A 1,765-nucleotide genomic window follows, 5' to 3' on the forward strand; every position below is an offset into this window, starting at 1 on the left:
AGGCCCGACCGGAGCGCACAGGAACAGCTGGACAGACCAGCAGATACCCCCTGCCCGCGACCAGGACCAGCCCTCAACAGCCCAGCGAGGCACACCTACCCCAATTCATCAGTGGATCGAGGTTTAGTGACAGCTCCCATGCAAACCGGGCTTTTCACGAGATGTTCGGCCTCGCACCCATCGATGCCCGACGAGGCGTTCGACTCACCTAGCGGTACGCGGTACCGGAGGTTCCGGTATGTTTCGTCCACGCGAATTACGGAGACAGTACGTAGGTGCTGATGCATGTCGTGGGGAGTCGCAGATGTTGAAGTTCGCCGCGGTTGATCGGGATGCGATCACGGCGACGAGGGAATCGGCTCGAAGATCATGAAGCCTCCCGTAGTCACATATCTCGCAACCGATGTAGGGCTGTGGATGTCCCTGCCCGCGTTTGCGCCCGCGCTGATCATTGTCGGCGTCGTGTTCTATATCGCGCGCCGAAATCGTCGTCGCGAACCCGCTGTAGATGCGGGTTCCGCCGAGAATCCCGTCGTTGAGAGGAACGAACGCCCATGACCACTGAACAGCCAGATCTGTCGTGACCCTCGCCCCGGTGGCGCTGTTCGTCCTGCTGGCCGGCTGCGGCTCGACGACGACCGATTCGGCATCGACCAGTCCGTCAGCGGCTCCCACGCCTTCTGCGGCCGGCGCTACCCAATCGCCGCGGGCTCATCAGGCGCCACTTCCCGAAGAAGCCACGATCGTCGAAATCGCCATCAGCGGCGGCACGGTTACCCCGACAAACGGGCAGACCCAGGCGACCATCGGGAAACCGATCGTGCTCCAGGTGACCAGCGACGTTGCCGACCAGCTGCACGTGCATTCTGTGCCTGAGCACACGTTCAATGTCGAACCGCGCCCGGACCAGAATTTCGAATTCACCGTCGACGTGCCTGGTCAGGTCGACGTCGAGCTCCACGATGTCAACCGCACTGTCGTCACCATTCAAGTTCGCCCGTGACCCCACGTGTCGACATCCTTGCCCATGGCGTCGGCGGGTCGACAGATCTCCCTGTACCGCTGTCTTTCGCCTTGATCGGCGCGGCGTGGGCGCTTACGGCGACGTTCGCCGTCGTCGCGCTCGCGTGGAAGAACCCGCGCTTCGACCCGGCGAAGCCGGGCCGCGAGTTACCAGAGTGGGTAACCCGGACCGTCGATAACGCGGTGCTGCGTTGGATCGCTGCGCTAGCGGCACTGACTTTCGCCCTCTGGGTGGCGGCGGCCGCCCTATGGGGTCCACAAGGCAGCGACAATGCGCTGGCCGGCGCGTTCTACGTCCTGCTCTGGGTCGGGCTGGTCGCGGTGTCGGTGTGCATCGGACCCGTCTGGCGCCTGCTGTCTCCCCTGCGCACCGTGTATCGGTTCTGCGGAGTCGTCCGCAAAGGGGACCTTGGACCGCTACCCCGCCCGTATCCGCAACGATGGGGTTACTGGCCGGCGGCTATGGGGCTCTTCGCCTTTGTGTGGCTCGAGCTAGCTGTACTGACCTGAGAGGTTAGGTACGCGGCTGGCTGGTGCTTGACCGCCGAGTGCTGTGTGGCCGCGGTGGTGATTATAGGTGTGCAACCAGCGCGGGTATTCGTCGCAGCGTTGCGCGTGTTGACCGTCCCTCTGTGTGACGACCACGGCGGGGGTGATCGTCATTGAAGTTGTCGAAATCCCGGGTCGGGGACGGCGGTCGTCTGCATCATCAGCGTGCCCACGAACGGACCCCGCGCTGGTC

At 63.8% G+C, this 1,765-nt stretch carries 1 protein-coding gene and 3 pseudogenes; 3 read left to right on the top strand and 1 reads right to left on the bottom strand.

Annotated features, from left to right (window positions below):
• Positions 1–122 precede the first annotated feature (122 nt).
• From ACTWP6_RS30155 to ACTWP6_RS30165, 3 genes and pseudogenes are all read left to right on the top strand, one after another.
• Positions 123–212 (top strand): annotated as a pseudogene (locus tag ACTWP6_RS30155) (AraC family transcriptional regulator); the annotation flags it as partial.
• A gap of 383 nt (positions 213–595) precedes the next feature.
• A complete protein-coding gene (locus ACTWP6_RS30160; RefSeq protein ID WP_318264064.1) occupies positions 596–1,003 on the top strand; it encodes a hypothetical protein in 408 nt (135 codons plus the stop codon).
• Positions 1,000–1,521 (top strand): annotated as a pseudogene (locus tag ACTWP6_RS30165) (hypothetical protein); the annotation flags it as partial. The gene ACTWP6_RS30160 and the pseudogene ACTWP6_RS30165, both read left to right, overlap by 4 nt.
• On the opposite strand, the pseudogene ACTWP6_RS30170 reads toward ACTWP6_RS30165, so the two are convergent.
• A pseudogene (locus ACTWP6_RS30170) lies at positions 1,516–1,635 on the bottom strand (IS481 family transposase); the annotation flags it as partial. The pseudogenes ACTWP6_RS30165 and ACTWP6_RS30170 overlap by 6 nt on opposite strands.
• Positions 1,636–1,765 lie beyond the last annotated feature (130 nt).

Source organism: Mycobacterium sp. 4D054 (genome assembly GCF_052245755.1).
GTDB lineage: Bacteria > Actinomycetota > Actinomycetes > Mycobacteriales > Mycobacteriaceae > Mycobacterium.